At 57.6% G+C, this 13,016-nt stretch carries 6 protein-coding genes; 4 read left to right on the forward strand and 2 right to left on the reverse strand.

From position 1 onward, the window contains the following. Nucleotides 1-32: 32 nt before the first annotated feature. Both GSQ91_RS23330 and GSQ91_RS23335 read right to left on the reverse strand, forming a co-directional pair. On the reverse strand, nt 33-851 hold the full coding sequence (locus GSQ91_RS23330) for a LytTR family DNA-binding domain-containing protein (RefSeq protein ID WP_158824148.1): 819 nt from the start codon (nt 849-851) through the stop codon (nt 33-35). After that, complete coding sequence (locus tag GSQ91_RS23335) at nt 848-1,957, reverse strand: sensor histidine kinase (protein WP_158824149.1); 1,110 nt, start codon at nt 1,955-1,957, stop codon at nt 848-850. The genes GSQ91_RS23330 and GSQ91_RS23335 overlap by 4 nt, the downstream gene beginning before the upstream one ends. A gap of 351 nt (nt 1,958-2,308) precedes the next feature. Here GSQ91_RS23335 and GSQ91_RS23340 point away from each other — a divergent pair, with 351 nt between their 5' ends. The 4 genes from GSQ91_RS23340 to GSQ91_RS23355 all read left to right on the forward strand — a co-directional run bounded on the left by GSQ91_RS23340 (nt 2,309) and on the right by GSQ91_RS23355 (nt 12,935). Then, the gene (locus GSQ91_RS23340) at nt 2,309-6,592 is read left to right on the forward strand and encodes a protease pro-enzyme activation domain-containing protein (protein WP_158824150.1); all 4,284 of its coding nucleotides are present in this window, start codon (nt 2,309-2,311) and stop codon (nt 6,590-6,592) included. Between the two features lie 61 nt (nt 6,593-6,653). After that, nucleotides 6,654-10,364, forward strand: a complete 3,711-nt coding sequence (locus GSQ91_RS23345) for an FG-GAP-like repeat-containing protein (protein ID WP_158824151.1) — start codon at nt 6,654-6,656, stop codon at nt 10,362-10,364. A gap of 277 nt (nt 10,365-10,641) precedes the next feature. Then, entirely contained in the window at nt 10,642-11,673 is a 1,032-nt protein-coding gene (locus GSQ91_RS23350) for a hypothetical protein (RefSeq protein ID WP_158824152.1), read from the forward strand. Nucleotides 11,674-11,849: 176 nt separating this feature from the next. Next, nucleotides 11,850-12,935 carry an oxidoreductase gene (locus tag GSQ91_RS23355; RefSeq protein ID WP_158824153.1) on the forward strand — a complete coding sequence of 362 codons (1,086 nt, stop codon included), beginning with the start codon at nt 11,850-11,852 and terminating at the stop codon, nt 12,933-12,935. Nucleotides 12,936-13,016 lie beyond the last annotated feature (81 nt).

Genomic DNA, 13,016 nt, shown 5'->3' on the forward strand with positions numbered 1-13,016 from the left:
CCGACATCGTCCAGCTATACCCCGGAACACTTCTATCGGCTGGCTGTTCTATCTGCCGATATGGGATTAGCGCGGAGAGCGGCCTTATTCCGCAGCAGCTTGCGCAGATGGTCGCTGTATGTCCTGCTTACGCGCAGGGCGGTTCCATTCCGCAGCGTCACGCAGCAGTCGCGGTTGGGCAGCGAGGAGATGTTTGCAATTCGGTTGACGCGCACGATGGCTCCGCGATGGATCCGTATAAACGCGCCGGCGTCGAGCCGGCTGCTAAGTACGCTCAGTGACTCACGAATCAGGTGAGTGCGTGTTCCGACATGAATTTCGGCATAGTCGCCCTGTGCTTCAATCCAGTCGATTTCGTCTACGTTCACGAAACGCACCTGTTTGCCGATGCGTACGCTGAGTTCTCGAAGTGGGGGTTCTGTGCGCTCGTCCTGGTTTGTCCGCAGCAGGTTCTGCATGCGTTCGCGATACTCTGCTGCTCCCTGATTGCCCAGGACTCGCCGCGCATGTTGTAGCGCCGCGGAAAAGCGTGCGTCATCCACGGGCTTCAGCAGGTAGTCGATCGCATGTACTTCGAACGCCCGCAGCACGTATTCATCGAACGCAGTTAGAAAGATGACGAAGGGATGCGCTTCGGAGGGCAGGGTCCGCAGAAGATCGATGCCATTCAGATACGGCATCTGGATATCAAGAAAGACGAGGTCCGGCTTTTGTTGGAGGATGAACTCCTGAGCTTCGCGTCCGTTGACACACTCGCCGATGATCTCGATGTCACGGTGGTGCTGCAGCCGAAGCGTTACGCCTTGCCTGGCGAGGGGTTCATCATCGACAACAAGTACCTTGATCTTCATAGGCCTGACTGCGGTAGCTTATATTCGATGTTATTCCTGTTCATTGAAAGTGGCATCCGCAACGCGACCTCGTAGTTGCCACGGGCATTGGTGGTAGTGTGCATGCTGCTCTCAGCGCCATACATCTGCTCGAGCCGCTGGCGGACATTTTCGAGACCAACGCCTCCTATACGTGGCACTCCGTCCAGCAGCATGGCTGCGGATTCTTGCGGTGGCTCGTTTTCTATCAGCAGCTCCAGGCGGTCTCCTTGACGGTGCGTCTTCACTAGAATAAATCCGCCCTGTGGCCGACGCGCAATGCCATGGCGGACCGCGTTTTCAACCAGTGGCTGCAGAATGAGCCGCGGCACGATGGTGTCGACAAGTGTTTGATCGATGTCCCAGCGTACAGTGAGACGGTCGCCGAAGCGCACTTCCTCAATCGCGAGGTACTCTTCGGTGACCGCGAGTTCGTCGCTCAAGGGAATCGTATGGAGATCGGGCGCATCCAGCGTACTACGCAGCAGGTGCGCGAGCTTGCCGATCATTTCGGTGGCGGCGAACGGCTGATTGTTGAGTACGAGGGTTGAGATCGCATTCATGGTGTTGAAGAGGAAGTGTGGTTGCAGCTGAAAGCGGAGTGCACGTAGTTGTGCTTCCTGCGCCATGATTTCTGTTGCAATCAGTTGACGGTGCTTCTCCTCGAGTGCCAGGTAGTGCTTGATGCCGAAGTAGAACGAACTCCAGGCGATAAGTGCAAACCAGCCGCTGGGCGTGGCTGTAATGACGTCAACCCACCTGAACGGCGGTCGCCCGTGGCTGAGCCGCACTGCTGCTTCAAAGGCACTTGCCGAGCACAGCATCCCAAGCGGAAAAGATGCCAGCATGCACACGAGAGCAACCGTCCAAACGCGTGCATGTTGCTTCCAGAGGGAGTGGCAGAGCCAATACATAGGAAAGCTGGCGAGAAAACTGCTCAGCAGGAAGGCGCCACGAAAGGCGTCGTAATCGAACCTGCGCCACCACGGCAGAGAGCACAACACGTTTACGCCGATGTAGGTTCCCCAGCCGATAAGCTGCAAGGGCCAGAAGCGCAGAAACCGTAGATTGGAATCAGTTTTTTTCAATGGGTTTAATCAGTTCGCTTCAATGGTCTTAATCATTTCTTTTCAGTGGTCTTATTGTAGGCACACAACACAGGCATTACAGCCATCGGTTCGGCGCAGGAAGTGCACGGCTCGGCGCATATCGAGCTTTGAGCTGGATTACAGGAGCGTTACGGGATGTACGCTCAGACGCAAGTAAAGACTCACCTCACAATTTTCGCAATGCCTGCCACCGGCTCGCATCGCTGTTATCGATGATGCCGTTCGGGCCTGGCAACTCAAGTCTTATGGCTCCAGATGCTGCTCATGATCGCAGTGTTTTATTTCCCGGGAGCCACAGAAGTACCTGACGTTTCTGAAGGAGTTTGGTCGATGAATCGCAATGCGCTATACCGCTCTTTATGGACAACAGCTACGCTTGCCGTTTGTATTTTGTGGTCTGCCGCGGCCCGCGCGCAGACCTCGTCCGCCGTCCGGCTCATTACTACATCGATCAACGATGGGGATCGCGTTCCGCTGTCGAATGGCATCCATTCGCAGCTAAAGCGGTCGCAGGATCTCGGTAGCGTTTCGGGTTCTACCCCCGTGCGCCATATGCTGCTAGTACTTGCTCGAAGCGCGGCCCGCGAACAGGCGCTGACGCAATACCTGAGCGATGTGCAGAACCCGGCGTCACCGAGCTTCCACAAATGGCTTACGCCTGCGCAGTACGGTTCCAGCTTTGGGGCCGCCACCGACGACATCGCCACGCTCTCGTCGTGGCTTCAGTCCCAGGAATTCACCGTGGAGAAAGTCTCAAGCGCAGCCAATCTCATTCAGTTCTCCGGCAACGTTGCGCAGGTGCAGAAGGCTTTCAACACAGAGATTCATGCTCTTTCCGTGAACGGTGAGCGGCATATGGCCAACACCACGTCGCCGGAAGTACCACGTGCCTTCGCGTCCGCGGTGACAGGTCTGGTAGGGCTCGACGACTTTCATCCGCGCCCCACTTTACAGAAGGGGCCGAGCGCAACGTTTGATCCCAATACGAAGACCATTCGCCCGGACCTCACACTCTTTTCCAGCTCAGGCACGCCGTACCTCTACATAAATCCAGCGGATGCGGCAACGATCTATGACGTGCCGAACAGTCTGCTCAACCCGAACTATTCGGGGACGACCTATGACGGCACCGGCGTTACGGTTGGTGTCGTGGGCGACTCGAACGTCGACCTGACTCCTGTGAGCCTGTATCGCGAGGATTTCCTCGGCGAGACCTCGGCCAATGTCAATTTGCCGACGGTCATCATTGACGGCGCAGACCCTGGCATCAATGGCGACGAAGTCGAAACCTTCCTCGATCTCGAAGTGCTTGGCGGCATCGCTCCCAAGGCGAAGATCAACTACTACGCGTCGGATGACAGCGATCTTTCGTCCGGCCTGTTCGATGCCATTGAGCGAGCTGTGGATGACAACACAGTTAGCGTGCTCAGCATAAGCTTCGGCGAATGTGAGGCGGGGTTGGGAAGCGCGACGAACCAGTTCCTCGCGGAAAAATATCAGCAAGCCGCGGCACAGGGCATCACCATTACGGTTTCCTCTGGCGATAGCGGAGCCGCGAATTGCGATGCGGATAATTCCACGACGGCGACGCAGGGCCTTGCGGTCAACGGTATCTCTTCTACGCCCTACAACATTTCTGTAGGCGGTACGGACTACGACGTACTCGGCACCAACTTCACCGGCTATGTGCAGGACTCATTGAATGGAGCTTCCTACAGCGGCACGGCGCCCTATTGGCGTACGGCTCTAAGCTACATCCCGGAGCAGCCGTGGAATGATTCCACAGCTACAAACGGTGCGCTGGCTAATAACTCCCCCCTCACCAACGGCGGCGCTACCGACATCATCGGCGGCGGTGGAGGCGTGAGTGCGGTTTATAGCAAGCCCGCGTTCCAGACAGCGCTGACACCAGCAGACGGCATGCGCGACTTGCCTGACGTTGCGTTTATGGCGGGCAATGGCCTGTACGGCGCGGTATGGCTCGTCTGCGGCAGCGGTTCGGTATACGCAGGACCCGATTGCCAGATGACCAATGGCAACTTCACTTCAAGTACGACATTCACTGGCGCTGGAGGCACCTCAGCTGCGACGCCCGCATTCGCCGGCATGCTTGCGCTCGTCGTGCAGGCGACGGGCTCTCGCCTCGGCCAGGCGAATGACGTGCTCTACCAACTTGCAGCAAGCAAGTACGGCGCGGTCTTCCATGATGTGACTACGGGCAACAACGCCGTGGTGTGTGCCAGCGGCAGTCCCGACTGCGGGTCCAACGGCTTTACGACTGGTTACGATGCTGGCACTGGCTACGATCTCGCGTCGGGCCTCGGCAGCGTCGACGCGTCAGCTATGCTGGCCAACTGGAACTCGGTGGCGACGAGCGGCACGTCCACATCGCTGAAGATCGGCGGCTCCACGTCACCCGTAAGCGTCACACATGGCACCAGTCTGAACTTCAGCGTTGGCGTTACTCCTGCCACAGCGACCGGCTCAGCAGCGCTTGTTACCACGCAGACGGCCGGTGCGGCCCAACCTACCAATAACGGACAGGTTGTCGTCCCTCTTAGCAGCGGTTCGGGCACTCTCAGCTACAACGGCCTGCCGGGCGGAACATACACCGTCTACGCGCGCTACAGCGGTGATACGGCTGATGCCTCGAGCAGCTCAACGCCTATCAACGTGAACATCGCCGCTGAGGCCAGCAACACGCTCCTGACAGTGAATGCTTATGGCATCGCGGGAGGCAGTGCGCCGCTCACCAACCTCACTGCCATTCCTTATGGCTCCTATATCTTCTCGGACGCTTCGGTCTACGGTACAGCAGAAGGTTATGCGGCCTCACTTGGTCTTGCGACCGGAAGCTTCAACCTTGTGGACAACGGCGCCACGCTCGGCACTGCACCGATCAACAGCGGCAACTTCGCTTCGTATCCCAGCATGGCTGCAGGCGTGTACCCGTTCGCGGTGGGCACACACAAAGTGATTGCTAAGTACCCGGGAGACGCCAGTTACAAGGCCAACACCAGCAATGAAGTCGATTTTTCTGTCATCAAAGGAGCCACGACCGCATCTGTCTTTCCTACCAGCGCCACGCTGAAGTCTACGGCTAGCGATGTGGTGCAGGTCGACATCGGGACCACCAGTCTCGCCACGGCTCCAACGGGCACCATCACCCTCACAGCCAACGGCGTCACACTCGGCAGTAGCTCCAGCTTGCTCACAGGCTCTGCGAACGATGGCTCAGTTGTCTCATATGCAAACTTTATGGTGCAGGGAAGCCAGCTGCTTGCCGGAGCCAATACGTTGTCGGCGACTTACACCGGCGATAGCAACTACCAGGGATCTTCCGCTACAGGGAGCGTTACTGTCTTGCAGGCAGGCTTCACCTTGAAGGCCGGTACGATCGCAATCACTGCTGGAAGTGGAACCGGCAATACGGCCACCCTCTCTGCGACGCCTACTAACGGATTTTCCGGCGTGGTGAACCTGAGCTGCGCAGTCACCTCCACACCCAGCAATGCGACCAGTCCCATCACGTGCAGTGTGCCCTCAACGATCAACATCACAGGCACCGGTGTGGCGACGGGGACCCTGACGGTCAATTCGACGGCGTCAACTACCGGGGGCAGCTATACCGTAACGATCTCCGGCACAGACGCGGCGACTGGCAAGATTACGGCGTCCACGACCACGCAGGTAACGGTTACAGCTGCTACTCCAAGAATCACGCTTACGAATAGCGGAGCTATCAGCCTCCAGGCTGGCGCCACCAGCGGCAACACGGCGACGATCAGTGTGACTCCAGCAGGTGGCTATACCGGCACGGTAGGTCTGTCGTGCGCCGTTACCAGCGCGCCGACCGCTGCAGTTGACCCGATCACCTGTGCGGTGGCGCCTGCTTCGGTCATCATCACCAGTACGACTGCTGCTACATCAGCGCTGACCATCAGCTCCACGACTGGTACCACTGCCGGCAGCTACACCGTAACGATCTCCGGCGCAGACGCGGCGACAGGCAAGATCACGGCGTCCACGACCACGCAGGTGACGGTTACAGCTGTGACTGTGGCGAGTATCGCGCTCACCAACAGCGGTGCCCTCAATATCCAGGCGGGCGCCTCCAGCGGCAACGTGGTAACGATCAATGTGACGCCGGCGGGTGGATACACCGGTACGGTTGGTCTCTCCTGCGCCGTTACCAGTGCGCCAGCGAGCGCGGTTGATCCGGTTACCTGTGCGATGACCCCTTCTTCGGTGGGCATCACGGGTACGGCCGCGGCTACTTCAGCATTGACGATCAGTTCCACCGCTCGCACGACTAGCTCGCTCGATCGGTCACATGATCTGTTGCGCGGTGTCAGCGGGACGTTCCTCGCCTTCGGTGTCTTCCTGCTTGTGCCGACACGGCGCCGCCGTCATCTGCGGCTGCTGGCGATGCTGGTTGTTCTGGGATCGCTGGGCTCGCTCATAGGCTGCAGTGGTGGCAATTCAGGTGCGAATGGTAGCGGTGGTAGCCCACCCAGCTCTGGCACGACGGCCGGTACCTATGTCATCACCGTGACCTCATCGGCGACGGGTGTCAGTGCGCAAACCAACACTGTCAACGTAACGGTCAACTAGCCCAAGTCTCAAGGTTATAGGTCTCTCTGCGGATCAACAGATGAAATTCAGGAGGTTATGTATGTTGCATAAACTGTTCCATGACGTGAAGACTCTTGTGCTGTTCTGTTCGGTGCTTTCGGGGTTCGCCATTGCGCAGAAGCCGGTGTACCCTACCCGCACGCAGACGCCGCCCTTGCCGGTAGCGCTGCAGCGCTTCCAGACACCGGCGCAGCAGGTACTTGCGCCATTTCTTAAAGCGCATCCCATGCAGGCCGCGAGCAATAATGGACAACTCCACGCCCAGGATGCAACCAACTACGTTACCTCGCCGAACTTCGGCGGCTACGTGAATGCGCCTCTTTACGACGCGCGTACCACCGCATCGCTTGATACCGGCTCCTTCAATAACGGCGTAACGGTGGAACTCACTGCTGACTTCAACAAGGACGGTAAACCAGACATCGCCGTTCTGCAGCAGGACGGCACCATGAATATCCTGCTTGGCAACGGCAGTGGCAGGTTTTCCGCGCCGGTGAGCTACTTCAATCCCAATTATCTGAGCTCTAGTGTCAACAATGCTTATGCTGTCGATGTGAATAACGATGGATTCACGGACATCATCGGGTTCGATTACAACAACAACACCATGATTACCTGGTTGAATCTTGGCAACGGTACATTCAATGCCGCGGTGACGACGCCGCTTGACGCTTCCAATGGCTATCCCAACTATGTTCTGGTGCAGGACGTAAATCGAGATGGAAAGCCCGATCTGCTCTTTGCCATGTCGCAGTTTGTCTCTCTCACCAGCGCAAATATCTTCCTGGAAGTGATGACCGGCAACGGCGACGGTACCTTCAACACCCCGCCCTCCAAGTCTAAGCTGGTGCAGGAGTTTTCTGTTCCTGCCTCCGTCAACCTGCCGAATTACAACGGCATCGCATTAGGTGATATCAACGGCGACGGCAAGCTAGACATCGCCGTGGCTCTCGATGAACGCTTCTCGCAGACGACTGGGCAATACGTAGTGACCACAGCCCTGGGCAATGGCGATGGCACGTTTGGCACACTCAATACGACGATTCCAATCTCTACGCCGAGCACGTCTATCGGCAACACTCCGGTGCCTTACAACAGTACTGGTGTGCAACTCGTCGATCTGAACAGTGATGGCAAACTCGACGTCGCGTCGGACATCAACGGAGCACTGATGGTCGCGCTTGGAGAAGGCAATGGTTCGTTCGAAACCGCGATATCGAGCAACTTCTCCCAGGTCGTTTCAGTAGCGCAGATGGCTTTTGCCGACGTCAACGGCGACGGCAAGCCCGACCTCATCGCTGGCGGAGATACGCTAGGCATCTATCTCGGCAACGGTGATGGAACCTTTGCGGCGCCCCTAACCAGCGGGCAATATATCGTCGATCCAACAACCGGGCAGGGCATCGCGCTCGCCGACTTCAATGGTGATGGTGTTCTGGACGTTGCCCAACTGGGCAGTGACTATAAGGAGGTTGCACTTTATCTCGGCAACGGTACGGGACAGTTCCGCGGAGCCCCGCTTGTCACCTCGGCAAGCGATCCCGAAGGTATCGACTGGGATATGGAGACTACCGGCAAGTACACCAGCAGCGGCTACAGCGATGCCATCTTTCTCCATGCCGCAACTGCCGGAACAGAGATGCTGACGGGTGTTAGCGATGGTAAGGGCAACTTTACCTTCGTTCAGTCGCTCGCAGGAGGTGTGCCTTCAGACCTGCAGTACATTCAGCCACTTCAGGCGGACTTCAACGGGGATGGCAATGCTGACCTGGTATTGACAGGCGCTGCCGGCGATGTGACAGTTGCACTTTCGAATGGCGATGGCACATTTGCCACTCCTGTGTCCGTCAACCTGCCCTCAACGCTTGCCTGTCCGGTGTACTACGCCGCGGCGGGTGATGTGAACGGCGACGGCAAGACCGACCTTGTCATCCCTTATGGTGGTGACGACACGTGCGGATCTACGGCCGGCGGCCCGTCAGGCTACTTCGTTCTATTGGGCAATGGCAACGGTATGTTCTCTGCGCCTGTGTTTACGCAAGTCGGCACGGAACTCTATAGCGCGACACTCGCTGACATCAATGGCGATGGCAAGCTTGACCTCGTCCTCGACGATGCGCCCTTTGTGTCTGGCTCGGGCTTTAGCATCCTGCTGGCCACTGGAAATGGCGATGGCACGTTCGGCTCCCCGAATACCATCCTGTCGAACTACCTCGTCAGCAATGTAGCTGTCGCCGACATCAACGGCGACGGCAAGGCCGACCTCGTACTCAGCGCAGAAGAGGTAGAAGGAAATGGCTCGGTAGCAACGGGCGGCATCCTTACCATCACTGGCAATGGCGACGGGACCTTCAACTCGCCATCGCTGATCGCAGGCGGCAACTTCTTCTTTGGAATGGAGTTGGCTGACATGAACAACGACGGCAATCCCGACATCGTTGCCACTTTGTACTCCACTAACGGTCAGCCGAACACCTACTACGGCATGGTGACTCTGCTGGGCCTGGGGAACGGCCAGTTCTCCGCGTCCGTCAATCAGTTGGAGAGCCTCGCCAGCACCCTTCCGCAGATCGGCAACTTCTACAACGACGGGGCACCGGACGTGATGACGCAGACTGGCTATGGTCCGGCGCTCTTCCTCGGCCAGGGCGCTTCCACTGTGAGCCTTGCTGCTTCGGCTACATCGGCTGTCTTTGGATCGAGCGAAACCTTTACAGCAACGGTGACAGCAGGCATGAGCAACCGCCCTGTGCCAACCGGCTCAGTCTCGTTTTATGACGGCACCACGCTGCTCGGCAGCGTTGCGATTACGAACGGTAGTGCGGCCTTTACGACGGCTTCACTGGCTGTCGGCACTCATAACGTTCTCGCAGTCTATTCCGGCGACACCAACTTCAACCCTGCGACCTCCTCGCCTGCAGCGGTCACAATCAATGCGCTGGCGTCGGCAGTAGTGAGCCTTACCGCTTCGGCTTCATCGGCTGTCTTTGGATCGAGCGAAACCTTCACCGCAACGGTGGCAGGCACGAGCAACGGTCCTGTGCCAAGCGGCTCAATCTCGTTCTATGACGGCAGCACGCTGCTCGGCAGTGTTGCGGTGGCGAACGGTAGTGCAGCCTTTACGACGGCTTCACTGGCTGCCGGAGGGCATAGCATTGTGGCCACCTATTCCGGCGATGCTAACTTCAATCCTGCGACATCCTCGCCGGCGGCTGTCACGATCAGTGCGCTGACGCCGGCGTTCTCGCTCACAGGTGCGCCGGCGACGCTCTCCATCGGCAGCGGAGCAAACGGTGTCGCGACGCTCAACATCGCGGCAAATGCGAGCTTCAGCGGTGCGGTCAACCTGTCCTGCTCGGGCGCTCCCTCCAAGGCGTCCTGCACGGTCAACCCCGGCAGCGTTACGCTCGCAGCGGGACAATCGACAACGGCCACGCTGGTGATTGGCACCACGACGACTAGCGCAGACGTGAATCACTCAGGAGCACCTTGGAGAGCGGCGGGAGCTGCGGCCAGCCTTGCGATGCTGTGCGGTGTTTTCTTCGGGCGCCGCAAGCGTGTGCGGATGTTGGCTGGGCTCAGCCTCGCTGTCATAGTTTCACTTGGCACGTTGCTCACCGGTTGCAGTAACGGAGGCTCGACAGCTCCAGCAACTGGCCCGACTAGCTTCACGGTGACGATTACAGCTACACCGGCTAGCGGAAGCACCGCACCGGCGCAAACCACAACGGTCAATGTCACGGTGAATTAAGGTCACGGTAAAATAAGCGCCGCTCGCGGTGCACTCCAAAATCCCTCCCAACAACAGCGGGAGCGGCCTCTGATAGGGCCGCTCCCATTTTTTTGTTATGGCAGTTATTGGGCCGCGTGGCCGGCCGCCGCAAATAGTTTCTTGGCTGGCAATGGTCGCGAGATTATAAAAGCGACCACACAAGAGACTCTTCCAGAGTTCGAGTCTGAACCGAAGGTCTCAGGGTTGGGGGGGGGCAAGGTGCCAGCCGGCGCGACGAGTTGAACGGGATCAGATCGTGTGTGACGAATCGACAGAGGAACAGACTCTGGATGCGGCGGCATGGGTGTCACCTTCAACGGTGTCTATCGACGAGTACGGTGAGCTTTCGTCTGCATTCTCTGCGCGTATGATTTTACAAATGTTGAAGATCTTCAAATACATCGCCGTGCTGTGTAGCCTTTCGTGCTCGCTGGCGTTTGCGGCTACGTCCCAGTACGTCGGCGCTTACTCCGCAAAAAATCAAGGCGGAGACGCAATGTCAGGCACGCATCTCTTGATCATGGCCGACGGTAATTACGCGGTCATTTTCTTCGGCGGCGCCCTCCAGGGCACTTGGAAGGTGCTTCCGGATGGAGGGATAGAGCTCCGCGAGTGGAAGGGCGACTCCTCTTCCTTTTTGCTCTACGGACGCACTGCTCCTGGCAGTGCGTCGCAGGTGCGTATCGAGTTCGAAGAGTTCCAGGAAAGCTCAATCAAGGTCGGCCTCACACCGGCTAAAGACGGGCATTTGCGAATGCACCCGGCCTTCAACGAGGACAGTAACTGTTATGAGCCTGAATACTCCATTACGCGCCCGGTAAGAGATCTGCCAGCCCTTCTTCTGGTTGCTTTTCCCGATCAGCGTGCCGATCCACGAGGGCAGGCCCCTTCTGACCCTGCTACATCCCTCCTCTATAGCTTCGATCTATCCGCTGCGCCATACAACGATTACCATGTCGTCTATAACAAGGCAGCGGCTCACTCCCCAACGGTTATGACCGGCCATCTCGTGAATGGTCAACTTACGCTCAGTGGAGAGAACGGCCAGGGAATCGGCGATTCCACATTTGGGGAGAGGCGCGAAATCTCGTCAACGGACCTCAAGGAACTTCCCGAAATGATCGCCGATTTGCGTAAGCCAACCCCGGATCGGGTAGAGTTTGCGACGGGGCAGGGCGACTCAGCAGCAACTAGCGTGTACACACGAGTGCCCGGCACCAGCATTGCGTTCGATCCGCAAAGGGTTGTGACAGAGGAGCCTCTGTTCACTGCGCGTTGTAAGAAGTAGCACCGTGGACCGTGACGATGTAATCTGCGCTAGTGCGGCACCAATCTGTAGTGGCGTTGGCATAAGCCGTGCAACTCGCGTGTCTCGTGAGATCAAAGTTGCAGACTATAATCTAGCTTCTCCGTTCAGTAGGCTTGAGGAGATATCTTCGCTTTGTTCTATAGAGATGGGCTTTCGTGATCGAGACTGGAAAAGATGTTCGTGTCGGGTTGATCGGCTATGGCTACGCTGGCAAGACGTTTCATGCGCCGTTAGTGCGGTCGGTTCCGGGTTTGAAGCTGACCGTTGTAGGATCGAGCAAACCGGACATCGTGCAGGCTGATCTACCCGGTGTATCGGTTTGTTCTGATATGGAAGAAGTTGCGAATCACCCGGAGATAGATCTCCTGGTCATCGCAAGTCCGAATGAGAGTCACTTTCCGCTGGCGGCTGCGGCCTTGCGTAGCGGAAAGCACGTTGTTGTTGACAAGCCTTTTACCGTGAAGCTTGAGGATGCTCGTACTCTTGTGGAACTGGCAGAGGAGCAGGGTAGACTGCTTTCGGTATTTCATAACCGGCGCTGGGATAGCGAGGTTCTGGCTGCAAAGGCCATGGTGGAATCCGGTGTGCTCGGGGAGATCAGCCATTTTGAAACCCACATCGATCGTTTTCGTCCACAGGTTCGGCAGCGATGGCGCGAGCAAACAGGTCCCGGTGCTGGGCTCTGGTTCGACCTTGGCCCGCATCTGATCGATCAAGCCCTGCAGTTATTTGGCCTTCCGCAGACCGTCAACGCCAGTTTTGCGATTCAACGCAAAGGCGGCCAGACAGACGACTGGGCGCACGTACAGCTGAACTATAAGTCTCTGCGCGTTGTTCTCCATGTCATGCTGCTTGCTTCTGGAGGTGTTCCACGTTCTGTCCTCCATGGCACACTCGGAAGCTGGGTGAAGTTCGGTGGCGATGTTCAGGAAAAACAGTTAGTCGCCGGCATGCTTCCGGGCTCCGATGGCTTTGGCGTTGATCCGGATCCGGGTATCTTCTACGAGGGCGCGACCGCAAAGCAGACGAAGATGCCTGCGCCTGCAGTGAACCAGGCCGATTATTACCTCGGCATTCGTGACGCGTTATGGGGTAGACACCCGAATCCAGTTCCTCCGTCGCAGGCTAGTGCGGTGATGTCTATTTTGGAGACTTCCTTTGAATCGGGAGCCAGAGGTCAGGTACTCTCTCTTTCGTTGACGGACAAGGAGCGTGCGGCATTCGCTCCCTCGTCCTATTGAGGGACCTTCAATGACATGTGGAGCGAATCAGAGCATCCACTACTGCTGTGAAGTTTATTGTGTGTACTAGGCCATTAGTCC

Source organism: Granulicella sp. S156 (assembly GCF_009766105.1).
Taxonomy (GTDB): Bacteria; Acidobacteriota; Terriglobia; order Terriglobales; family Acidobacteriaceae; genus Granulicella.